16 protein-coding genes are annotated in these 21,893 nt (G+C 71.6%); 10 read left to right on the top strand and 6 right to left on the bottom strand.

Annotated features, from left to right (window positions below; genetic code table 11):
* Genes H293_RS0104505 through H293_RS0104495 form a run of 3 tightly spaced genes read right to left on the bottom strand, consistent with a single transcriptional unit; the run spans window position 1 to window position 3,024 of the window.
* Complete coding sequence (locus H293_RS0104505) at window positions 1-918, bottom strand: ATP-binding cassette domain-containing protein (protein ID WP_020116685.1); 918 nt, start codon at window positions 916-918, stop codon at window positions 1-3.
* A 7-nt stretch (window positions 919-925) separates the two neighbouring features.
* The gene (locus tag H293_RS0104500) at window positions 926-2,005 is read right to left on the bottom strand and encodes an ABC transporter permease (RefSeq protein ID WP_028807549.1); all 1,080 of its coding nucleotides are present in this window, start codon (window positions 2,003-2,005) and stop codon (window positions 926-928) included.
* Window positions 2,005-3,024, bottom strand: a complete 1,020-nt coding sequence (locus tag H293_RS0104495) for a sugar ABC transporter substrate-binding protein (protein WP_028807548.1) — start codon at window positions 3,022-3,024, stop codon at window positions 2,005-2,007. Before H293_RS0104495 ends, H293_RS0104500 begins: the two co-directional genes overlap by 1 nt.
* A gap of 258 nt (window positions 3,025-3,282) precedes the next feature.
* Between H293_RS0104495 and H293_RS0104490 the strand changes: the two genes are divergently transcribed.
* From H293_RS0104490 to galE, 4 genes are all read left to right on the top strand, one after another.
* Window positions 3,283-4,206 carry a PfkB family carbohydrate kinase gene (locus H293_RS0104490; RefSeq protein ID WP_020116682.1) on the top strand — a complete coding sequence of 308 codons (924 nt, stop codon included), beginning with the start codon at window positions 3,283-3,285 and terminating at the stop codon, window positions 4,204-4,206.
* A 115-nt stretch (window positions 4,207-4,321) separates the two neighbouring features.
* Window positions 4,322-6,196, top strand: a complete 1,875-nt coding sequence (gene iolD, locus H293_RS0104485; RefSeq protein WP_020116681.1) for a 3D-(3,5/4)-trihydroxycyclohexane-1,2-dione acylhydrolase (decyclizing) — start codon at window positions 4,322-4,324, stop codon at window positions 6,194-6,196.
* A gap of 35 nt (window positions 6,197-6,231) precedes the next feature.
* Window positions 6,232-7,017 carry a GntR family transcriptional regulator gene (locus H293_RS0104480; RefSeq protein WP_020116680.1) on the top strand — a complete coding sequence of 262 codons (786 nt, stop codon included), beginning with the start codon at window positions 6,232-6,234 and terminating at the stop codon, window positions 7,015-7,017.
* Window positions 7,018-7,114: 97 nt separating this feature from the next.
* Window positions 7,115-8,185 (top strand): UDP-glucose 4-epimerase GalE, encoded by a 1,071-nt coding sequence (gene galE / locus H293_RS0104475; RefSeq protein ID WP_020116679.1) that lies wholly within the window; start codon window positions 7,115-7,117, stop codon window positions 8,183-8,185.
* Here galE and H293_RS0104470 read toward each other — a convergent pair.
* Entirely contained in the window at window positions 8,143-9,960 is a 1,818-nt protein-coding gene (locus H293_RS0104470; protein WP_033415258.1) for a glycoside hydrolase family 15 protein, read from the bottom strand. The two genes, galE and H293_RS0104470, sit on opposite strands and share 43 nt — an antisense overlap.
* 131 nt (window positions 9,961-10,091) lie before the next feature.
* Window positions 10,092-11,027, bottom strand: a complete 936-nt coding sequence (locus H293_RS49035; protein WP_063746909.1) for an LCP family protein — start codon at window positions 11,025-11,027, stop codon at window positions 10,092-10,094.
* A 466-nt stretch (window positions 11,028-11,493) separates the two neighbouring features.
* Between H293_RS49035 and H293_RS0104460 the strand changes: the two genes are divergently transcribed.
* From H293_RS0104460 to H293_RS49030, 4 genes are read left to right on the top strand one after another with little or no spacing between them, the layout of a single operon-like run.
* On the top strand, window positions 11,494-12,894 hold the full coding sequence (locus H293_RS0104460) for an oligosaccharide flippase family protein (RefSeq protein WP_020116676.1): 1,401 nt from the start codon (window positions 11,494-11,496) through the stop codon (window positions 12,892-12,894).
* The gene (locus tag H293_RS0104455) at window positions 12,891-15,038 is read left to right on the top strand and encodes a glycosyltransferase (RefSeq protein ID WP_020116675.1); all 2,148 of its coding nucleotides are present in this window, start codon (window positions 12,891-12,893) and stop codon (window positions 15,036-15,038) included. Before H293_RS0104460 ends, H293_RS0104455 begins: the two co-directional genes overlap by 4 nt.
* 8 nt (window positions 15,039-15,046) lie before the next feature.
* Window positions 15,047-17,143, top strand: a complete 2,097-nt coding sequence (locus tag H293_RS0104450) for an O-antigen ligase family protein (protein ID WP_028807546.1) — start codon at window positions 15,047-15,049, stop codon at window positions 17,141-17,143.
* Window positions 17,133-17,888 (top strand): polysaccharide deacetylase family protein, encoded by a 756-nt coding sequence (locus H293_RS49030; protein WP_078612516.1) that lies wholly within the window; start codon window positions 17,133-17,135, stop codon window positions 17,886-17,888. The genes H293_RS0104450 and H293_RS49030 overlap by 11 nt, the downstream gene beginning before the upstream one ends.
* A 9-nt stretch (window positions 17,889-17,897) precedes the next feature.
* Here the strand turns inward: H293_RS49030 and H293_RS0104440 are convergent, their stop codons facing one another.
* Window positions 17,898-19,031 (bottom strand): glycosyltransferase, encoded by a 1,134-nt coding sequence (locus H293_RS0104440; protein ID WP_020116672.1) that lies wholly within the window; start codon window positions 19,029-19,031, stop codon window positions 17,898-17,900.
* Between the two features lie 278 nt (window positions 19,032-19,309).
* Here H293_RS0104440 and H293_RS0104435 point away from each other — a divergent pair, with 278 nt between their 5' ends.
* Both H293_RS0104435 and H293_RS0104430 read left to right on the top strand, forming a co-directional pair.
* A complete protein-coding gene (locus H293_RS0104435) occupies window positions 19,310-20,650 on the top strand; it encodes a sugar transferase (protein ID WP_020116671.1) in 1,341 nt (446 codons plus the stop codon).
* Between the two features lie 19 nt (window positions 20,651-20,669).
* The gene (locus H293_RS0104430; RefSeq protein WP_020116670.1) at window positions 20,670-21,884 is read left to right on the top strand and encodes a carboxylate--amine ligase; all 1,215 of its coding nucleotides are present in this window, start codon (window positions 20,670-20,672) and stop codon (window positions 21,882-21,884) included.
* The last annotated feature ends 9 nt before the right edge of the window (window positions 21,885-21,893 follow it).

Genomic DNA, 21,893 nt, shown 5'->3' with positions numbered 1-21,893 from the left:
TCAGGACGTCCCCTCTCCGGTGGTGGCCGCGGTCAGGTCCCCCTCTTCGGGGAGGGCCTCGGTGTCGACACCGCGGACCTGACTCAACTCGTGCTTCAGGGCCGCGAGTTCGGCGCCGCCGGCCATGTGGTTGGTGAGCTCTTCCAGGGTGATCCGGTCGCGGGGGGCGGACAGTTCCATGGTGCCCAGGCGCAGCACGCTGAAGTGGTCGCCGACCATGTAGGCGTGGTGGGGGTTGTGGGTGATGAAGATGACGCCCAGACCGCGGTCGCGGGCGGCGGCCACGTACTTGAGCACCACGCCGGACTGCTTCACCCCCAGGGCCGCGGTGGGCTCGTCCAGGATCAGGACGCGGGCGCCGAAGTAGACGGCGCGGGCGATGGCCACGCACTGGCGCTGGCCGCCGGAGAGAGTGCCGATGGGCTGTTCGAGGTCGTCCAGGACGATGCCCATCTCGCGCAGCTCGTGGTCGGCGGTCTTCTTCATCCTCTCGATGTCGAGGCGACGGATCGGCCAGGGGCCCTTGGTCATCTCGGAGCCGAGGAAGAAGTTGCGCCACACCGGCATCAGCGGGACGACCGCGAGGTCCTGGTAGACGGTCGCGATGCCCTTGTCGAGGGCTTCACGCGGGGTGCTGAAGCGCACCGGGGTGTCGTCGACGAGGAAGTCGCCCTCGGTGTGCCGGTGCAGGCCGGAGATGATTTTGATGAGGGTGGACTTGCCGGCGCCGTTGTCGCCGAGCACACAGCTGACCTGGCCGGGACGGACCTTCAGGTCCACGCCGTGCAGGGCGCGGATGTTGCCGTAGGACTTGCCGGCGCCGCGCAGCTCCACGATCACCCCGTCCTCGCCGCCGGCGGCGGTGTCGGGGGTGTCGGCGATGATCGCGCCGTGCGGGCCGGTCTCTTCAGTGGTCATAGTGCGTTTACCTCCGGGTCGCGGTGCGGCTGACCCACAGATTGATCATGACGGCGCCCAGCAGCATCACGCCGAGGAAGGCCTTGAACCAGTCCGGGTTCCAGCCGGCGTAGACGATGCCCTGCTGGACCATGCCGAACATGAACGCCCCGAACACCGGCCCGATCGCCGAGCCCGCGCCGCCGGTCAGCAGACAGCCACCGATCACCGCGGCCGAGATGTAGATCAACTCCTGGCCGACGCCCTCGCCGGACTGCACGGTGTTGAAGGAGAACAGGTTGTGCATGCCGACGAACCAGGCGGCGAAGCCGACCAGCATGAACAGGCTGATCTTGGTGAACTTCACCGGGACACCCACGGCCCGGGCGGATTCCTTGTTGCCGCCCACCGCGAAGATCCAGTTGCCGTACTTGGTGCGCAGCAGCACCCAGGTCGCCAGCGCGGCGAAGACGAGCCAGTAGATGATGGTGATCTTGATCTGGACGCCGGCCACTTCGAAGGAGCTCGCGAAGACCTTCTTGGCCTGGTCGAAGCCGTCCATGTTCGAGATGTCGTCGGTGGCGACGTTCCCGGTGACCAGCTTGGTCACCGCCAGGTTCACACCCTGGAGGATCAGGAACGTGCCCAGGGTGATCAGGAAGCTGGGCAGACCGGTCTTGACGACCAGCCAGCCGTTGAGGAACCCGATCGCCAGCGACACCAGCAGCGCCACGAAGACGCCCACCCACACGTTCAGCGTGAGCTGGAAGGCGAACATGCTCGCGGTCAGCGCCGAGGTGATCACCGCGACGCCGGCCGACAGGTCGAACTCGCCGCCGATCATCAGCAGGGCGACCGGCAGCGCCATGATCCCGATCGTCGACGACTGGTAGAGGATGTTCGCCATCGCGCTGCCCTCGCGCACCGGCGGAGCAGCGATCAGGAAGAACACCCACACCGCCACCGCGCCCAGGAACACACCCACCTCGGGGCGCGCCAACAGCCGCAGGGCGAGCGGTCGTTCCGCGGTCCGGCCGTCCTTGGTGTTGCTGGGGCCGGGGGCCGGCGGTGTGGTCACCGCCGGCTCGGCGTGCTGGGTCATACCCATCACCTGGTGCCCTTCGCGGCGAACGCGGCCACCGCGTCGACGTTGGACTTGTCGACGAAGGCCGGGCCGGTCAGCACCGGCTGCTCGCCACCGCCCATGTAGTTGCCGTTGTTCTTGTAGAGCCACAGCGAGTCGATGGCGAGGTAGCCCTGGAGGTAGGGCTGCTGGTCGACGGCGAACTCGATGGTGCCCTTGCTGATGGCGCCCGTCAGGTCCTTGTTGAGGTCGAACGTGGCGATCTTGGCCTTGCTGCCCGCGTCGGACGCCGACTGCACCGCGGTCAGCGCGAAGGGCGCGCCGAGGGTGACGACGTAGTCGATGGACTTGTCCTGGGAGAGCTTGGCGGTGATCGTCGACTTCACGGACGGCATGTCGGTGCCGTTGACGTTCAGCGTCTGGAGCTTGCCGGTGAAGGTCTTCTTCACGCCGTCGCAGCGCTGGGTGAGGCCGATGTTGCCCTGCTCCTGGATGACACAGACGGCGCTCTTGGCGCCGGCCTCGTTCAGCCGCTTGCCGAGTGCCTCGCCGGCCACGGACTCGTCCTGGCCGAAGAACTCCATCAGGCCGAGCTTCTGCCAGTCGCTGACACCGGAGTTGAGGCCGACGACGGGTATGCCGGCCTTCTTCGCCTTGGCCACGACGTCCTTGAGGGCGTCGGGCTTGGCGAGGGTGATCGCGATGCCGTCGACCTTCTGGTCGATGGCGTTCTGGACCAGGTTGGCCTGGTTGGCCGCGCTCGGGTCGGCCGAGTAGACCAGCTTGACGTTGTCCTTGGCGGCGGCGGCCTGGGCGCCCTTGCGGACGATGTCCCAGAAGGTGTCTCCGGGCGACTGGTGGGTGACCAGGGCGATGGTCATCCGGGGGGTGGTGGCCTTGCCCGCGGAGGCGCCGTCCGCGCTCTCCTCGGACTTCTTGCCGCCCGAGCTGCTGGAGCAGCCGGCGAGCGTCAGGGCCGCGGCCGCAGCCAGGGCCACGGCGGGAGCGAATCTCCGCGAACGGGAGAGAGAAGAGCGGTCCATCTTTCCTTGCACCTCACTGTGCGACGGGGAGAACGTCGGGAAAGGGGGCGGGATCTGTGAAAACGCGCCAACTTGCGTTGGGACGGGATCCAACTCCCCTGGCGCGCCCGCTGTCAATACTTTGTTAAGACATCATTTCACGAACAGGTCCGAATGTAAGTACAAACTATTGACAGCGTCGCCCTTCGAGTCCTACACCTGGGATGCAACGGGCCCGGAGGGCCTCGCATCCCCAGTCCGGACCGAGGAGCGTCGCGCATGGTCGAGCCAGTGCAGCAGTTCGACGTGATCAGTATGGGCCGTATCGGAGTTGATCTCCACCCGCACCGACCAGGGGTGCCGCGGGCCCGGGGCGGGTCCTCCGGGAGGTTCCTCGGGGGCTCAGCCGCGGACGTCGCGGTCGCCGCCGCCCGGCTCGGCCGCTCCACCGCGGTCATCAGCCGCACCGGAGCCGATGCCTTCGGCGCGTATCTCCACCAGACCCTCACGGAGTGCGGCGTCGACAACCGCTGGGTGACCCGGGTGGCGGACTCCTCGACACCGGTCTCCGGGGCCCCCGACCTGGAGATACACACGGACGAGCTCGACTACTTCGCCATCCGCGCGGCCCGGATCCTCTGGATCACCGGCACCGGTCTGAGCGCCGAGCCGAGCCGCTCGGCCACGCTCGCCGCGCTCAAGTGCCGCGACAGGTCGGGCACCACGGTCTTCGACCTCGACTGGCGGCCCGCGCTGTGGAACGACACGGCCTGGGCGGACCCCGAGGAGGCCCGGCCGTACTACGCCGAGGCCCTGCGGCACGCGACCGTCGCGGTCGGCGACCTCGACGAGTGCGAGGTCGCCACCGGGGTCCGCGGACCGCACGAGTGCGCCGAGGCCCTGCTGGCGGCGGGCGTGGAACTCGCCGTGGTGAAGCAGGGCCCCAAGGGCGTTCTCGCCGTGCACCGGGACGGCACCACGGCCGCGGTCCCGCCGGTCCCGGTCGAGGTGGTCGACGGCCTCGGCGCGGGCGACGCGTTCGGCGGCGCGCTGTGCCACGGGCTGCTGTCGGGCTGGGAACCGGAACGGACCGTCCGGTACGCGGGCGCGGCCGGCGCGCATGCCGCCGCCCGCCTCGCCGGCTCCGCCGCGATGCCGACACCGGCGGAGGTCGACGGTCTCGTGAACGGCGTCGCGCCGTGACCGGCGGCCCGTGCCCCCGGCCGCTCCACGGCTCCTGACCGGACCAGCCCGTCCCCCGCTCCCCGCCTCCCCGTCTCCCCCCACCTCCCCTCTACACCGCACCGGAGAAGTCCTGATGAGCGCCACCACCCGCCTGACCGTCGCCCAAGCCCTGGTGCGGTTCCTGTCCGTCCAGTACACGGAACGGGACGGCGTACGGCACCGGCTGATCGCCGGGACCTGGGGCATCTTCGGCCACGGCAACGTGGCGGGTATCGGGCAGGCCCTCCTGGAGGCGGGCGAGGACGCGATGCCCTTCCACCAGGGCCGCAACGAGCAGGCGATGGTCCACGCGGCCGTCGGCCACGCCCGCCAGCTCAACCGCCTGTCGGCCCAGGCGGTCACCACGTCGATCGGCCCTGGCGCCACGAACCTGGTCACCGGCGCGGCCCTGGCGACGATCAACCGCCTCCCGGTCCTGCTCCTGCCCGGCGACTACTTCGCCACCCGAGCCGCCGACCCGCTCCTTCAGCAGCTGGAGCACCCCACCGAGGCGGACGTGTCGGTGAACGACACCCTGCGCCCGGTCTCCCGCTGGTTCGACCGCGTCCACCGCCCCGAGGCCCTCGTCCCGTCGGCCCTGCAGGCCATGCGCGTCCTGTCGGACCCGGCCGAGACCGGCGCGGTCACCCTCGCCCTCCCCCAGGACGTGCAGGCGGAGGCGTACGACTGGCCGCAGGAGTTCTTCGCCGAGCGGGTGTGGCGGGTACGGCGGCCCGTGCCGGACCCGGTGGAGCTGGCGGAGGCGGTCAGGGCGATCCGTTCCTCCCGGAGGCCCCTCGTCGTGGCGGGCGGCGGAGTCCACCACAGCGAGGCCGAGGAGGCGCTGAGGACGCTGGTGGACGCCACCGGCATCCCGGTCGCCTCCACCCAGGCGGGCAAGGGCTCCCTGCGCCACGACCACCCCGCCGACGTGGGCGGCGTCGGCCACACCGGCACGGCGGTCGCCGACGAGCTCGCGCGCACCGCGGACCTGGTCATCGGCGTGGGCACGCGCTACTCGGACTTCACCACCGCCTCCGGCACCCTCTTCCAGAACCCGGACGTGCGCTTCCTCAACCTCAACATCACCGCCTTCGACGCCCACAAGCTGGCCGCGCGGACGCTCGTGTGCGATGCCCGGGCGGGTCTGGAGGCGCTGACGTCGGCGCTTGAGGGCCACCGCGTGGACCCGGCGTACGAGGCCGCGTACGGCACCGGCAAGGCGCGCTGGGACCAGGTGGTGGCCCAGGCGTACCGCGCCGCCGACGAGAACGCCGTGCCGACCCAGACCCAGCTGCTCGGCGCGCTGGACGCGGTCGTGGGCGACGAGGACGTGGTGATCAACGCGGCGGGCTCGCTCCCCGGCGACCTGCACAAGCTGTGGCGGGCCCGCAGTCCCCGCCAGTACCACCTGGAGTACGGCTACTCCTGCATGGGCTACGAGATCCCGGCGGCGATCGGGGTCCAGCAGGCGACCCCGGACACCCCGGTGTGGGCGCTGGTCGGCGACGGCACGTATCTGATGATGCCGACGGAACTGGTCACCGCGGTCCAGGAGGGCCTGCCGATCAACCTGGTCCTCATCCAGAACCACGGCTACGCCTCCATCGGGAGCCTGTCGGAGTCGGTGGGCGGCGAGCGCTTCGGCACGGCCTACCGCTACCGGGCCGCCGACGGCACCTTCAGCGGGGCCCCGCTCCCGGTCGACCTGGCCGCCAACGCGGCGAGCCTCGGCATGGACGTCCTGCGCGCCAAGACCGTGCGCGAGCTGCGGGAGGCCCTGGCCACGGCCCGCGCCTCGGACCGTCCCACGTGTGTCTACGTCGAGACGGACACCGCGACCGCGACCGCTCCCCCGGCTCAGGCCTGGTGGGACGTGCCGGTGGCGGAGACGGCCTCGCGGGAGGCGGCGGTGGCGGCGAGGACGGAGTACGACCGTCAGGCGGCCGCCCGACGCACCCACCTGTGACGGCCCGCCCCCGACCCTTTGAGGGAGGTACCCCCATGGCGAAGCCCGGCGACACGCCACGTGCCGCGACCACCCCCGCGCTGGACGCCCTGGACTTCGCCCTGGACCGGGGCAGTCCGGTGCCGCTGTACTACCAGCTCGCCCAGCAGCTGGAGGCGGCCATCGAGCACGGCGCGCTCGCCCCGGGAAACCTCCTGGGCAACGAGATCGACCTGTCGATCCGCCTCGGCCTGTCCCGCCCGACCGTCCGCCAGGCCATCCAGACCCTGGTGGAGAAGGGCCTGCTGGTCCGCCGGCGCGGGGTGGGCACGCAGGTGGTGCACAGCCAGGTCAAGCGCCCCCTGGAACTCAGCAGCCTCTACGACGACCTGGAGGCGGCCGGACAGGGTCCGGCCACGCGGGTCGTGCGCAACGAGACCGTACCGGCCCCCGCCGACGTGGCGGCCGCGCTGTCCCTCCCGGAGGGCAGCCCGGTCACGGTGCTGGAACGCCTGCGCCTGACCCACGGCCAGCCGGTGGCCCTCCTGTGCAACCACCTGCCCACCGACCTCCTCGACCTGGACAGCGACCGACTGGAGTCCACCGGCCTCTACCGCCTGCTGCGCACCGCCGGCGTCACCCTGCACAGCGCCCGCCAGACCATCGGCGCCCGCTCCGCCACCGCCGAGGAGGCCGACCGCCTCGACGAAGAGGAAGGCGCGGCGGTCCTGACCATGCAGCGCACGGCCTACGACGACACCGGCCGCCCGGTGGAGTACGGCAGCCACATCTACCGGGCGTCGCGGTACGCGTTCGACTTCCGGCTGCTGGTCAGGCCGTGAGGCGGAAGGCCTTGACGAAGGCACCCGATCGGGCGCAGAGTCGTACCTATACGTCGTAAACGTACGACGTTCACAGTCTCGCGCCGGAGCTCCCGTCATGGCACGCAGAGAACCTGTTCCGTCGACCGTCCTCGTCACCGGCGGGGCGGGCTTTCTGGGCAGCCACGCCTGTGTGGAGTTCCTCGACCACGGCTACGAGGTCGTCGTGGTGGACAACTACTGCAACAGCAATCCCCAGGCCCTGACCCGGGTGGAGCGCATCGCGGGACGCTTCGTGGGGGCGGTCTACGAGCTGGACATCCGGGACCGGCGGGCGTTGTCGGCGGTGTTCGACCGGCACGCGGTGGACGCGGTGGTGCATTTCGCGGCACTGAAGTCGCTCAGCGGTTCGACTCGGAGGCCCGTCGAGTACTACGACATCAACGTCGGGGGGACCACCGCCCTGTTGCACACCATGCACGAGCACGGGGTGCACCGGCTGGTGTTCTCGTCCACCTGCTCGATCTACGGCAGGCCGACCACGGTCCCGGTCGACGAGTCCGCCCCGGCCCGCCCCACCACCCCGTACTCGGCGTCCAAGTGGCTCTCCGAGCAGATCCTGGCCGATGTGTGCCGCCGTCGCCCCGAGTACACGGTGGCCTGTCTGCGCCACTTCAACCCCGCGGGAGCCCACCCCAGCGGACTGCTCGGCGAGGCCCCGCGGGGCGCGCCCGAGAACCTCATGCCGAACCTGACGCAGGCGGCCGTGGGCGGTCAGGAGCGGCTCCAGATCTTCGGAGACGACTACCCGACCCCCGACGGCACGGCGATCCGCGACTACATCCACGTCCTGGACAGCGTCGAGGCACACCGTCTCGCCCTCGACCACCTGTCCGACGGGCCCGGTATGCGGGTCTACAACGTCGGCCTGGGAGAGGGCCGTTCCGTACTCGACCTGATCAGAGCGTTCGAGCAGGTGTCGGGCAGGACGGTGCCGTACGAGATCGGTCCCCGGCGCCCCGGGGACGTCGCGGAGGTGGTGGCGGACTCGAGTGCGGTGACCCGGGAGTGGGGGTGGCGGCCCGCCCGTGATCTCGCGGACATCTGCCGCGACGCGTGGCGCTTCCAGCTGCTCAGCCCGTACGGCTACGCGGAGTCCGAGCGCCGCCCCAGGCCGACGGACGGGTGAGAACCGGTCGACGACAGGGCGTACGCCGTCTCGACGAGGGCGATGTGACTGAACGCCTGCGGTGCGTTGCCCAGTTGGCGGCCCGCGTCCGGGTCCCACTGCTCGGACAGCAGTCCCACGTCGTTCCGGACGGCGAGGACCCTGTGGAACATCTCCCGTGCCTGCTCGACCTCGCCGGACGCGGCGAGGGCGTCGGCATACCAGAGGGAACACGCCAGGTCGGCCCCCTGAAGACCGCCCCGGATCTCCTGCTCGTCGGGGGTGTACCGCCGCACGAAACCGCCGTCCAGGAGCCCCCGCACGGCCCGTACGGTCTCGCGCACCCGTTCGTCCCGGGCCGGCAGGAAGCCGAGTCTGGGGATCAGCAGGGCGGAGGCGTCCAGCTCCGGTGAACCGTAGGCCTTGACGAACGACCGCCGCACAGGGTCCCAGCCCTTCCGGCACACCTGCCGGTGCACCTGTGTCCGCATGGCCCGCCACCGCTGCGACGAACCACTACGGCCGAGCAACTCGCCCATGCGCAGGGCACGGTCGGCCGCCACCCAGGCCATGACCTTGGAGTGCACGAACTGCCGCCGCGGTCCGCGCACCTGCCACAGGCCCTGGTCCGGTTCACGCCAGTGGTCGAGCACGAAGTCCATCATCGCGTCGACCAGGCTCCACACATGGTCCGGCAGGGGGACCCCGACGCGCAGGGACAGGGAGAAGGCGTCCAGGACTTCGCCGTAGACGTCCAACTGGAACTGGTCCACGGCCGAGTTGCCGAACCGGACCGGCCGCGATCCCGCGTAGCCCGCCAGCCATGGCGCCTCGGTCTCCGGGAGCAGCCGCTGCCCGGCCACGCCGTAGACGGTCTGGATCTCGGCGGGGTCGCCCGCCACGGCCCGCGCCAGCCACTCCAGCCAGGCCGTGGCTTCGTCCCGGTAGCCGCTGCGCAGCAGACAGGAGAGTGTCAGAGCCGAGTCGCGCAGCCAGCAGTAGCGGTGGTCCCAGTTGTGCTCCCCGCCGATGGATCCGGGCAACGACGTGGTCGGCGCGGCGACGATGCCGCCCGTCGGGGCATAGGTGAGCGCCTTCAACGTGATCAGGGAGCGCACCACGGCGTCCCGGTAGGGCCCCTCGTAGCGGCACTTGGCGGTCCAGCGGCGCCACAGGTCGACGGTCTCCTTCAGCAGCGCCTCCGCCGGTACGCCCAACGGCGCGGGGGGCTCGGGGAGATGGGAGGGCGACCACACGAGCATCAGGGCCACCCGGTCACCCGCCGCGACCGTGAAGTCGCACTCCATCGGGTCCGTCCGGCCGGGTGCCCCGACCGGCCCGTCGGCGTGCACCCACACCGCGTCCGGCCCGGCGACCGCCACCGTGAAGCCCTGGACCGCGCGGATCCACGGCAGGACCCGTCCCTGATGGAACCGGAGTCTCAGCGTGCTGCGCAGCCGGGTCGTCCCCGACAGTCCGTCGATGATCCGCACGAGGCACGGCCACCGGGTGCGCGGCGGCATGAAGTCCACCACCCGCACCGTGCCGCCTCCGTCGCTCCACTCCGACTCCAGCACCAGGGTGTCCGCCCGGTAGCTCCGCCGCCGCAGCCGGGCACGCGTGCCGACCGGAGCGATCCGCCAGGACCCGTTGCCCTCGGTGCCCAGCAGCGCGGCGAAGCAGGCGGGAGAGTCGAAGCGGGGCAGACACAACCAGTCGACAGAGCCGTCCCTGCCCACCATGGCAGCGGTCTCCAGGTCACCGATGAGGGCGTAGTCCTCGATGGGGGCGCTCAAGGCCGGGGGCGGTTTCTGTCCGTCCTCCATCCGATTCCGCATCACCCATCACCACGAAACCAACATACGTTTACGATGTATACGTACATCATCACCGCCAAGGCCGCAAAGGTCAACCGGGACCGCGGGCGTCAGTCGACCGCTCCCGTCTCGACCGCGTGCCAGCGCGCTCGTAGCTTCGCCCGGTCCAGAACCAGGACGGACTGCCCGCCGATCGTCTCCGACCGCAGGACAGGAGCGGTCGCGAAGTGGACGTCCGAGGCATCCAGGTCCCGCAGCCCGAACACCAGGTCGCGCAGATCGGAGTTGGACATCCTGTCGTCCACGCTCAGCGTGCGGGTGACCGCGTCGAGCGTCCTGGCGGTGCCGAGGGGATCGGTGAGGTCGACCCGGTCCCGTATCCTCCCGATCAGGCCGCGCAGGAACTGCTGCTGACGCGTGATCCGGTCCAGGTCGCCCCGTGGCAGTCCGTAGCGCTGCCCGACGTACGCGAGGGCGTCGGCGCCCCGCAGCACGTGGGGGCCGGCCGTCCAACGGCGGTGCCGGGCGGCGTCGTAGGAGTCCTCGTGAACGGTGACGGTCACGCCGCCGACCGCGTCGGTGAGGGCCTTGAAGCCGTTCCAGTCGATGACGCCGAAATGGTCGACGCGGGTTCCGGCGAAGCGCTCCACCGTGCGGATCATCAGAGGCGGACCGCCCCACGAGAACGCGGCATTGATCTTCGCGGAGCCGTGGCCGGGGACCGGCACCCAGCTGTCCCTCGGGATCGACAGCACATGGACGCCGTGCCCCTCGCCACCGAGATGCACCAGCATCAGCGCGTCACTGCGCTGCGCACCGTACGTCCAGAGCCTCGCGGTCGCGTCGCTGCCGGTGGTGTGCCGCTCGGAACGACTGTCGAGACCCGCGAGCAGAAAGGTCCGACCGCCGTCGTGAGCGGCGGGCCGGGGCGGGCGCGGCCCGGCGGGGAAGGCGTCGGGGATACGGGCCACCTGATCGCCGTAGTGGTCGGTCCCCCACCGGAGGGCACCGGCGCCGAGACCGAACAGAGCGAGCGCCGCGACCATGCCCAGCACCACCAGGACACGGAGGCGGTGACGACGGGGACTCCGGGGAAGGGGGCCCCACCGCGGCCACGGCTGTCGCGCGGACATGAGCACTGTACTCCCGTCCATGCCTCTCGCTATGTACGCTTACGATGTATACGTACACTCTCTGCCCCCCGGTGCGGCGCGTCAACCTCGGGCCCGACGCTCTGCGGGTCCCCCGCTGGCACACAGGGCGGGTATGGGCAAGCATTGATCGTGTACGCGCGCTCGGGGACCAGTTCCGAGGTGTTCAAAGGTGAACCAGCTACTGCGGAGTTGCTGCGTTCCGGCCGCTTCGGTGCGGGTACGGGCGCCGATCGCTTCTGCGCCGGCACTCATGTGCCCCGGCGGCAGGCGGTGGTCACGGCGCCGAAGCGCAGCCACCCGCCCCGCCGGCCGGCCCCCTGGTCCCGGCGGGCAGCAGCACACCGCCCGGACCGCGCTGGTGCTCGGCGGCGCCGAGATCATCGGCAAGCTGTCCATGCTGATCCTCACCGTGGGGGCCGCCCGGATGCTCGGCGTGGCCGACTTCGGCGCGTTCTCCTACGCGTTGGCGATCGGCACGCTCATCGCCGTGGTGCCGCAGTGGGGGTACGACGTGACGGTGATCCAGCGGGCCAGCGCCGAACCGGGGCGGCTGCGCCAGCTGCTCGCCGAACTGCTGGCCATGCGCACCCTGCTCGTCGTCCTGGCCCTGGCGGTGGTGGGCGCACTGTCCGGACTCACGTCGCTCTCCGGGAGCGGGGGCAGCACCGTAGGACTGCTGATCATCGCCGCCGTACTGATCGACACGTACACGGAGGCCTACCGAGCCGCGACCGCCGCACTGCAACGCCAGATCATGATGGCCGTCGTCCATCTGGTGCAGCGGCTGCTGACGGCGGGGGCGGCTCTCCTCGCCCTGGCCACCCACACCGGACTCACCGGACTGGCGGTGGCCTTCTTCGCCGGAACCGCCGTCGGACCGCTGACGGCGGCAGTGCTGATGCGGTGTCACGGACACGCTCCCGATTGGCGGTCCGTGTCCTCGGCCGGACTGGTGGAACTGAACCGGGGCACCTGGGTGATCGGCGTCGCCTCGCTCGTGCTGATGGTGCTCTTCCGGATCGACACGGTGATGATCGCCTGGTTCGCCGGGGACCACGAGGTCGGGATCTACGCCGCCGTCTACCGGCTCCTGGAGACCACCCTGTTCGTCAGCTTCGTCACCGCTCGCACCATCTTCCCCCTGATGGCGAGCGCGCCCGAGCCCACGCGCGTCCGGCGCTACAGCGAACAGGGCCTCAGCATGATGGCCGCCGTGTTCCTGCCCTACATGGTCCTTCTGTGGTGCCGCGGACACGGCATCCTGGACATCCTCTACGGCCCGGAATTCGCCGACCAGGGAACCGCCATGCTGGCCTGGCTCGCTCCCGCCCCGTTCCTCTACGGCGTCTCCTACCTCGCCTCGTACGCCATCGTCGCGGCCGGCCCGACGCCGCGCGCCCTCGCCGGCGCCCTGATCGCCCTGGCGGTGAACATGAGCCTGAACCTGGCTCTCATCCCGCGCTACGGAGGGATCGCGGCCGCGTGCACCACCTCGCTCTCCTACGCGGTCTACGCCGCCGCCCTGATCCTGCTGGGCCGGCCCCGAGCGGGACTGCCCAGGCTGCCGCGGGCCATGCTGCCCTCGGTCGCCGCGTCCGCCGTCGCCTGCGGGCCCCTGCTGGCACCCTGGCCGTTCGTGCCGGCCGTGCTCACCGCGGTGGTCCTGTACGTGCCGTGCTGGCTGCTCGCCACCCGCCGCGTCGACCCGCAGCAGGTGCAGGTCCTCGACAGAATGCTCCGGCGCGGGAGGGTCGTATGAACCGTCCGCTGCACGTCACCGTCGTGGCACCCTACGGGGTCGTCGGCGGCGCCGAACTCTGGCTGCTGTCCCTGCTGGACGTCACCGACCGGCTCGACGTGGACGTCGTCATGCTGGCCGACGGCCCGCTGCGGGAGGAGTTCACGCGGCGCGGCATCCCGTGCGTACTGCGCCCCACCGGCCGCTCCGTCCCGGCCCTGGCCGCCACCGCCGCCTGGCTGCTGCGCCGGTTGCGGGCGCGAACGCCCGATGTGGTCCTCGCCAACGGCGTCAAAGCCGCGACGGTGGCCGCCCCAGCCGCCGCGCTGTGCGGGGTGCCGTGTGTCTGGGCCAAGCACGACCACTCCTACGACGGCCTGCTGACCAGCCTTTTGGCACCGGCGACGGCCGCCTGCATAGGGACCGAGCCCGGGCTGATCGCCGCCTCCCACCACCGGCGCGCCTCGCTCGTTCCGGTGCCCGCGCCGAGCGGAGCAGCCCTGCCCCGTACGGCCGCCCGCGACGCACTGGCCCGGCACGGGATACGTCTCGAGGACGGTGAGCGGCTGCTGCTCACCATCAGCAGGCTGGTCTCCTACAAGGGCGTGGACGACGCGGTCACGGCTCTGGCGCGGCCCGGCGGTGAGCGGTGGCGGCTGGCCGTGGTCGGCCCCGAGGACCCGAGCGACCCTGGTGAGCGACGACGGCTCACCACCCTGGCCGAGGCACTCGGGGTGGCCGAGCGGGTGGACTTCGCCGGCTGGATCCAGGACGCCTGGCGGATCATTCCGGCGGCCGACTGCGTCGCCGTGCTCACCAAGCCGGACGGGACCGGGCCGGGACAGGAGGCGTTCGGCGGAACGGCCATCGAGGCCATGCTGAACGGTGTTCCGGTGATCACCACGGGCCCCGGTTCGGTGGCCGACCGGGTGGCCGGTCCCGCGGAGCCGCCCGGCGGCATCGTCGTGCCGCCCGCGGACCCCGGCATGGTGGCCGACGCGCTGGGCCGGCTGGCGGACTCGGACACCCGGATCTCCATGGGCCGGGCCGGTCTGCGCCGGACCGTCGCCAACCCCGGTCCGCAGGAGTGCGCGGAACTGCTCGCGCAGACGCTGTGCCGGGCGGCACGACTGCCCGGCGCCGGGCTGGTGGGCACGGCACCCGTGTCGGTGGTAGTCACCGTGCTCGACCAGGGCGGAGCGATCGAGCCGTTCATGTCGCTCCTGAGCCGGCTCACCGTCGCCGGTGACGAGATCGTCGTGGTGGACCGTGGCTCCGCCGACGACACCGTGCGCCGCGTCGCTGCCTGGGCGGGCCGGGACGCCCGCGTGCGGTTGGCGGTGCGGCCCGGAGCCAGTCCTGGGGCCGCGCGCAACGCGGGGGTCCGGGAAGCCGCCAACGCCTTGATCGTCTGTGCCGACGCCGAGTGCGCTCCCGGACCGCGGTGGCTGGCGCGGGTGCGGGCGGCGGCCAAGGAACCGGCGGCCGCTCTGCTGGCCGGAGTGTGCCGGGTGACGGGCGAGGGAGCGCTCCACGCGGCCGTGGCCTCGCTGTATCCGCTGCCGGACGAGGTCCGCCGCCGTCCGGGGCCGTGGACCGGGATCCACCGTCTCCTCTTCGGTCCGCGCCTGGGGACGGGCGCCCCGCCCGAAGGGTCGCTCGCCTTCACCCGCGAGATGTGGCAGGCCGTGGGCGGCTTTTCGGAACGCCGTGCGCCGGACACGGACCTGTTGTTCCAGCGAGCGGTGGCAGCGGCCGGGCCGTGGGCGGTCCTGAGGGGACCGGCGGACGCCGACCGGCAGGAGCGGTCGTCGCTGCCGGACGCGGTCCGGAAGGCTTTCCGGCGCGGTGCGGACATCGGACTCCTGGCCGGCGACAGGCAGTTGGCCGTGGCCGTGGTGCGCACGGCCGTGCTCGGGGGTGTGCTGGGCGCGGCACTGAGGCACGGGCACCTGCGGCACGTGGCGGCGGGGACGTTCGGGGCCTGGCTCTCGCTGCCGCTCCACAGGGCGGCGCGCCGCGGCGACCTGGCCGCGCTGCCCGTCGTTCCGCTCGTGGCGGGCACCCTGGCCGCCGCCCGGGCCGCGGGGGGCATCGTCGGGCTGGCGTGCCGTCTGCGGACGGCTCCCCGGCAGGGGACCTCAGATCCGGACCCGGCCCGATGATCCGGGCGATGGGGCTCGACCGCCGTGCCGCGCCGGCCCTCGGCGCCGCCGTCCTGGTCGCGGCGACGGCTGCCTGGGTGGGCGCTCGCAGTACGACCCTGGGCCTCGGCGTCCTCGTGGTGGTGCCCGTGATGGCCGTGCTCACGGCGGCCGGACTGCGGCGACCGGTCCTCGCTGTCGCTGCCTTCGCCCTGCTGCTTCCAGCAGGGAGCATCGGGCTGCCGCTCGCCACGAACGTCGCGCAGATCCTGGCGGTCTGGACCTCCGCGGTCGTGCTCGTGGCTCGCATCGGGGGCCGAGGACGGCGGATCGGCAGATCCGCGGTGCTCGCGGCTTCGACGCTGCTGGTGGTGTCCGCTTTCCTGTCGACGCTCACCAGCGTCGACCTGCGCAACTCACTGCTGCAGACCACGAACTACGCTGCTGGACTGGCTCTCGCCGCGTCCGTCGTCGTGGCGACGGTGCACCGGCGTGACCTACTCGTGCTGGCCATGGCGGTGGTCCTGGGCGGAGCGGTCCTGTCCGGCAGCGTCCTCGTCGACGTCCCGGACCTCCAAGCCCGTTTCGGCTCGACGCTCGTCAGCAACCGGCCCACGGGAATCTTCGCGCAGCCCAACGAACTCGGCCTCTGCACCGCGATGATGCTGTGCTTCGGCCTGGCCATGGCCGTGGTCATGCTGCGCCGCAAACGAGCGGCACTGTGCGCGGTGTGCGGAGTCGCATCGGCGCTGGCGCTGATGGCTCTGCTGCTCAGTCTCTCTCGTGGGGGCTGGATCGGTGCCCTCGCCGGCCTGGCCGTCCTGGTGGCCCTGTTGCCCGGGGCACGCGGACCGTTGCTGATGTCCTTCCTGGTCACGGGCGCGGTCGTGATGGCCCTTCTGCTGGCCGAGTCGGCCACGTCGAACTCCTCGGTGATCGCCGAACGGTTCAGCACGATCTTCACCGGCGAGCGCAGCCCGTTCGACGAGCGGCCGGCGGCCTGGGCCGGGGCTTTTCAGCAGATGGCCCACAGCCCGTTCCTCGGCAGCGGGCCCGCCGCTTTTCCGGCGGCGGCCGCGCACGGCCTCGCCCAGTTCACCGATGTAAGGCAGGTCGTGCACGCCCACATCCTGTATCTCACCGTGGGTGCGGAGCAGGGGGTCCTGGGGATCGCCGCCCTCGCCGTCGCGATCGGCGTCGGAGCGAGGGAGGCCCTGCGCAATCGCCGTGCGGCGGCGACCCTCGCGAACGGCTCCCGGGCGGCCGCCCGCTGGGCTGCTCTCCCGGCGGAGGCCGGCGTCTCCGCCGCGGCGGCCGCGGCGCTGACCGCCGTCATCGCCGAGGGAGCCGTCGACTATCCGCTGCGCAATCCCGTACTGGGGGCGATGACGTGGCTGTTCATCGGTCTGCTCGCGGCATGCGCCCGTACTCGCTCGGCGACGACCGACAGTGACAATGCGAAGGTGGCCGAAATGAAGAGGCTGACAGAGTCGTTGGCAGCCGGCTTCCCGGCGCGGTCCGAGAAGGACGGCCCCGCCGGGAAGCGTCCGCGATCCGTTCCTCCCATGGGGCGAGCGATCCTGGCCGGGCTGCTGGCCGGGGTTGTCGTGCTCGGCGTGGGCCTGATCGTGATCACGGCACAGCCGACTCGCTACGCGGCGACGAGCACCGTTTCGTTCGCACCACGCTCCCAGCCCAATATCAGTGCCGACATCGTCCGGCTGGCCGCGACCAAGTACGCCGTGGTCGCCGGTGCCACGACCACGCTGGATCAGGCGGCCCGCCGCAGCTCCATCGCCATCTCGGACCTGCGGGGCAATCTCTCGGTGGCCGTGCAGCAGGAGACGGCCAACGTGAACGTCACGGTGACGAGTGCGCACGCGGACCAGTCCGCCCGTGCGGCCAACTCGATCGCCGCCGCGGTCGCCAGGGCCAGCGACAACGACAAACTGATCTCGGGGGAGGTGACGGCTCCGGCCGATCCGGCCGCGGCGGAGCACAAGCCCTCGCGAACACTGCTGTTGACCGTCGCGGTCGTCGCGGCCCTCCTGGTCGGGGTGTGGGTGGGCATCGTCGTCCGGTATTCGAGCCGAAGAGCGGCCAGGGAGAAAACTGATGGGTTCTGAACGAGTCCTCATGTACCACGCCGTCGGCACCCGCTCGGCGGCTCATGACCCGCACAACCTCTTCGTGCCGCCCGAGAGCCTGCGCGGACAGCTGCGCGCGCTGCTCGACCGTGGCTGGACCCCGCTGACCCTCGACGCCTATCTCCGCGGCGATTCGCCGAGCCGGAGCGTGCTGCTGACCTTCGACGACGGCTACCAGGCCTTCCTCGACGAGGGCCTGCCCGTGCTGCGGGAACTGGACGTGCCCGCCACCGTCTTCGTGCTCAGCGGTCTGCTCGGTGGGCGGTCCGGCTGGATGCCCGAGATGCCCGACGAGCCACTCGTGGACGCCGACGGCGTACGGCGGTTGGTCGCGGCGGGGCTGGACGTCGAATGCCACGGATGGGACCACAGCCATCTGGCGGGTACCGATCCCGAGACGCTGACCCGCAACGTCACCGACGCCGCGCGGGCGCTGGCCGAGCTCACGGGCCGTACGCCTCGCGCCTACGCGTACCCGTACGGGGACCATGACGCCGCGGCGCGCAGGGCCGTGGCCGAGGCCGGCTTCGAGGTGGCCTTCAGTGTGCACGAGGGAGTCGGACGGTTCGCCGTCCCCCGGGTGGACATCACGTCCATCGACACCGATCTGACGTTCCGCATGAAGACCTGGCGGGCCTATCCCGCCCTGCGGCGGCTATCAGGTCATGCCCCTGCCCTGCGCTCAGGCCTGCACTCCATGATCGGCCGTGCGCCCCGGCGGTGACCCCGACGGTCAGCGGCCCGCGCTCCACTCCCGGTCAGCCGCCTCGTAGACGGCGTACAAGCGCTCCACGACACGCTGCACGCCGTGCTGTTCGCGGATGTGTGCCCGCGCCTGCTTCCCCAGCGCCCGGCAGCCCTCGCGGTCGGCCAGCAGCGTGGCGACCGCGTCGGTCAGCGCCCGGGTGTCCCCGGGCGGCACCAGGCCGGTCCGCATGTGCCCCGGCGGCAGGGACTCCCGGGCTCCCGGGACGTCGCTCACGATCACGGGGCAGGAACAGGCCATGGCTTCCAGTGGAGCCAGGGCCATGCCCTCCCAGCGGGAGGGCAGCACGACGAGATCGGCCGCGAGGTACCAGTCACGGGGGTCGGCCACATCGCCGGCGAAGACGACCGCGGCGGGCGCCCGCTCCTGAAGCGACGCACGGTCGGGCCCGTCACCAACCAGGGCCAGCCGTGCTCGCGGAACCCGTCGTCCGACGCCCGGCCAGGCGGTCAGCAGCAGGTCCTGGCCCTTCTGCCGATGCAGCCGGCCCACGCACACCGCCAGCGGGGCCGACGGTTCGACGCCCAGCCTGGCCCGTGCCGCACTCCGCTCGGCGTCTCCGGCCGCCACGAAGTGCGCGAGGTCCACGCCGTTGGGCACCACCGAGTACCGGGCCCGGACTCCCGCGGCCTCACCGTCCGTGCGCTCCGCCTCGCTGACGCACACCAGCCGGTGTGCCCACCGGGACGCCGCCCGCTCCCAGCGCACCGAGGCCCAGTACAGCGGGCGACCGGGCTCGGCGGCGAAGAACGACCACGCGTGCGGCTGGAAGACGGTGGGGAGACGGCCGCGCAGCGCGAGTCGGCCGGCCAGCCCCGCCTTGGAGCTGTGCAGGTGCACCAGGTCCGGACGGACGGCGGCGACGATCCGCCGCACACCGATCACCTCGGCCGCGGTGGCGGGCCCCGGCGCACTCACGGCCCGCCACTGCATCACCTCGGCTCCCGCCCGGGCGGCCGAAGCCGCCAGCCGGCTGCCCGGAGCACAGGCGACGACCACGCGGTCCCCGCTGCCCCGCTGTCCGCCGACGAGGTCGGTGACCACAGTGGCGACGCCACCCTCGCTGGACTGCGCGAGGTGGAGGACGGTCCGGCCGCGCATGTCACGACCTCCTTGGCACAGGTCATGGGTTTACTTAGTACACGTACACCGTCCTCCGCGCGACCACCGGCGGTCAAGACCCCGAGACCAACGTCTTGACCAGCACCTCTCCGGGCGCAAATATGTATATTTACAACGTACACGTACAGAGCCCGGTCTTCGGCTCCAAGGGGTGCATCCAGATGACGACGCTCAGCACGGCCCGAAAGGACGCGCCCCCGCGATCGCGGCGAGGCACCCCCGACACGCCACGCCGGACCGGCGGATGCCATGTCCCGGTGTTCCCGTTCCTGGCGATGGACGCGCTCGCCGCGCTCACGGCAGGCGTCACTGTCCTGGCGTCCTTCGACCGATGGCTGCTGCCCGCCGTCCTTCCGGCCGCCTGGCTCCTCTCCCTCGCTCTGCAACGGGCCTACGAACAGCACTGTCTGCGGGCCGGGACGGACGAGTTCCACCGCGTGCTCAGCGCGGCGGGACTGATCGCCGTGGCGGCGAGCGTGGTCTGGTGGTTCACGCCCGGAAGCGAAGTACTGCACGACACACTGCTCGCCCTGCCCATCGCCGTGCTGGTCGCTCTACTGCTGCGCGGAGTGCGGCGGTCGCGGATCCGAAGGGGGTGGCGCCTCGGCCGGCGTCTTGAACGTGCGGTGGTGGTCGGTCCCGCCCGTTCCGTCGCGGGGCTGACGGCCGCCCTTCGGCGCGGCACGGTCTGCGAGCTCGACGTCGTCGACGTGCGCCTGACCGACGGGGGAACCGGTGCGGACGCCCCGTCGTCCGGCTGTGTCGACGACACCCTCGAAGCGGTGCGGCGAAGCGGCTGCGATGCGGTGGTCGTCGTCCCAGGGGCCGATCTGGACCCCGGCCAGCTGCGCAGACTGTCCTGGGAGCTCCAGGCCGAGCACGTCGAACTCCTGCTGGCACCGGTGCTGGCGGAGGTGGCGGCCCCCCGGCTCGCCGTGACCCCGGTCGCCGGGCTCCCGCTGATGGAGCTGCACGGCCCCACGCTCTCCCGCCTCCCCCGCGTCCCCAAGGAACTGACGGACCGGCTGCTCGCCGCGGTCGGACTCGTCCTCCTGTCCCCCCTCATGCTGGTCGTCGCCCTGGCCGTACGGCTCGACAGCCCGGGCCCGGTGCTGTTCCGGCATGCCCGGGTCGGGCTGCACGGCCGGGAGTTCACCCTGCTGAAGTTCCGCACGATGTGCCGGGACGCCGAGCAGCGCCGGGCCGGCCTCACCGAACTCAACCAGTACGGCGACGGCGCGTTCTTCAAGATCACCCACGATCCCAGGATCACCCGGGTCGGAGCGCTGCTGCGTCATTGGTCGCTGGACGAACTCCCCCAGCTGCTGAACGTGGTGGGGGGCCAGATGTCGCTCGTCGGCCCGCGCCCACTGCCGCCCGGCGAGGTCGGCGCACTGCCAGAGGAGGTCCGGCGCCACCGGATGCTGGTGAAGCCTGGACTGAGCGGACTGTGGCAGGTGAGCGGCCGCTCCGACCTCCCCCTGGAGGAGCGGATACGGCTCGACATGAGCTATGTGGAGAACTGGTCGACCACGCTCGACCTGCACATCCTGGCGCGTACGCCCGGCGCTGTGGTGCGCGGGACCGGCGCCTACTGACGAACGGACCGAGGCCGCCATGGACCACGACGTACCCGCCCTGCTCGTCAAAGTGGGCCGCTCACCGCAGAACCACGGCTGTCTCGGAGCGCTGCGGAGTCTGGGCAGGGCAGGTGTGCCGGTGTACGCCATGGTCGAGGACCGGTTCACCCCCTGCGCCGTCTCCCGCCATCTCGCCGGCGGGTTCGTCGCGCCCACGACGGGCCTGGAGGACCCCCGCGCACTCGCCTCGACGCTGATCCGTATCGGCCGCGCGATCGGACGCAGGTCGGTCGCCGTACCGACCGACGACGAGTCCGCCGTCCTCCTGGCCGAACACGCCGAACGCCTCGCGGAATGGTTCCTGTTGCCTCCCGTGCCTCCCGGTCTGCCCCGCAGACTGGCAAGCAAGGAGGGGCTCCGCCGCGTCTGCGTCGAGCACGGGGTGCCGACACCCCGTGCGCACGCGCCCACCGACCGGGCACAACTCGTCTTCTTCGCACGGGAGTTGGGCTACCCGGTGGTACTGAAGAACCTGGAGGCGTACACCAGGGTGCGCTCTCCCGTGGTGGGCCACACCACCGTCGCCCACGACGAGGGCGAACTCCTCACCCTCGTGGGGTCGCGCGACAGGCCTTCGGTGCTGATGCAGGAGTACATCCCGCCCTCCCACGCGGAGGACTGGATCACCCACCTCTACTGCGGGGCCCATGGCGCACCAGCCGCCGTGTTCACCGGCTACAAGGTCCGCTCCTGGCCGGTGCGCAGTGGAGCGACGACCCGGGCCTGGGCGTGGGCCAATCCTGGTCTCGCCCGGCTGGCCGCGGACCTGTGCCGTCGGATCGGATACAGCGGCGTGGCCGATCTCGACTGGCGCTACGACAGGCGGGACGACCGGTACAAACTGGTCGACTTCAATCCGCGCGTCGGAGCGCAGTTCCGGCTCTTCGAGGACGGACACGGCGTCGACGTGGTGCGGGCGCTGTACCTGGACCTGACGGGGCAGCGGATCTCCCCCGCCCGACAGGCGTACGGCCGGATGTTCGTCGTGGGTCAACTGGACGTGCTGTCGGCAGCCGTCGGTGCCTGGCAGGAGCGCCGACTCCCGTCGGCGGTGCTGCCCCGGAGCGGAACCGAGCGCGCCTGGCTGAGCTGGGACGACCCCTGGCCGGCGGTCGCCGAGGCCGCCCGCTTCGGCGGCATGGTCGCCCGGCGCGTCACCAGGCCGCTGCGCATCGGGCGAACGCCCGCGTGACGTGACCGC

This window comes from Streptomyces canus 299MFChir4.1 (genome assembly GCF_000383615.1).
Taxonomy (GTDB): domain Bacteria; phylum Actinomycetota; class Actinomycetes; order Streptomycetales; family Streptomycetaceae; genus Streptomyces; species Streptomyces canus_C.
The sequence above is the reverse complement of the archived record's forward strand: the minus strand, read 5'-3'. Positions and strand labels throughout refer to the sequence as shown.

Bases quoted from the DNA above. Each gene is read 5' to 3' on its own strand.
- H293_RS0104440 (WP_020116672.1), bottom strand. From the start codon at position 19,031: ATGCGCGGCCGGACCGTCCTCCACCTCGCGCAGTCCAGCGAGGGTGGC.
- H293_RS0104430 (WP_020116670.1), top strand. From the start codon at position 20,670: ATGGACCACGACGTACCCGCCCTGCTCGTCAAAGTGGGCCGCTCACCG.
- H293_RS0104455 (WP_020116675.1), top strand. From the start codon at position 12,891: ATGAACCGTCCGCTGCACGTCACCGTCGTGGCACCCTACGGGGTCGTC.
- H293_RS0104480 (WP_020116680.1), top strand. From the start codon at position 6,232: ATGGCGAAGCCCGGCGACACGCCACGTGCCGCGACCACCCCCGCGCTG.
- H293_RS0104490 (WP_020116682.1), top strand. From the start codon at position 3,283: ATGGTCGAGCCAGTGCAGCAGTTCGACGTGATCAGTATGGGCCGTATC.
- H293_RS0104495 (WP_028807548.1), bottom strand. From the start codon at position 3,024: ATGGACCGCTCTTCTCTCTCCCGTTCGCGGAGATTCGCTCCCGCCGTG.
- H293_RS0104505 (WP_020116685.1), bottom strand. From the start codon at position 918: ATGACCACTGAAGAGACCGGCCCGCACGGCGCGATCATCGCCGACACC.
- galE (WP_020116679.1), top strand. From the start codon at position 7,115: ATGGCACGCAGAGAACCTGTTCCGTCGACCGTCCTCGTCACCGGCGGG.
- iolD (WP_020116681.1), top strand. From the start codon at position 4,322: ATGAGCGCCACCACCCGCCTGACCGTCGCCCAAGCCCTGGTGCGGTTC.
- H293_RS0104500 (WP_028807549.1), bottom strand. From the start codon at position 2,005: ATGGGTATGACCCAGCACGCCGAGCCGGCGGTGACCACACCGCCGGCC.
- H293_RS49030 (WP_078612516.1), top strand. From the start codon at position 17,133: ATGGGTTCTGAACGAGTCCTCATGTACCACGCCGTCGGCACCCGCTCG.
- H293_RS0104450 (WP_028807546.1), top strand. From the start codon at position 15,047: ATGGGGCTCGACCGCCGTGCCGCGCCGGCCCTCGGCGCCGCCGTCCTG.
- H293_RS49035 (WP_063746909.1), bottom strand. From the start codon at position 11,027: ATGGTCGCGGCGCTCGCTCTGTTCGGTCTCGGCGCCGGTGCCCTCCGG.